Source organism: Butyricicoccus sp. AF35-5AC (genome assembly GCF_003477715.1).
In the GTDB taxonomy this organism is placed as follows: Bacteria; Bacillota; Clostridia; order Oscillospirales; family Butyricicoccaceae; genus Agathobaculum; species Agathobaculum butyriciproducens.
The window spans coordinates 373-578 of sequence record NZ_QUDX01000049.1 but is presented as its reverse complement, the minus strand read 5'-3'; the positions used below and the strand labels follow the sequence as shown (position 1 = coordinate 578).

General features: G+C 51.9%; 1 protein-coding gene. It reads left to right on the top strand.

Annotated features, from left to right (window positions below; genetic code table 11):
- On the top strand, positions 1-206 hold a 206-nt coding region (locus DWZ82_RS15820), incomplete at both ends, for a recombinase family protein (RefSeq protein WP_243022973.1).

Below are 206 nucleotides of genomic sequence, written 5' to 3'. Positions count from 1 at the left end.
GAAACCGCCCCGATTGTGCGGCTGATTTTCGGATATGCCCTAAATGGTCATGGTCCGAACTATATCCGCAGACGGCTGGAGGAAGAAAAAATCCCATGCCCCACATGGTGGAACCGGGAACGGGGACTTCGCAATACACGCACCAAATGGGAAAAGAAAGACCCGGAAAACGGGCGGTATATGTGGGACTTCTCCGTTATCAAAGA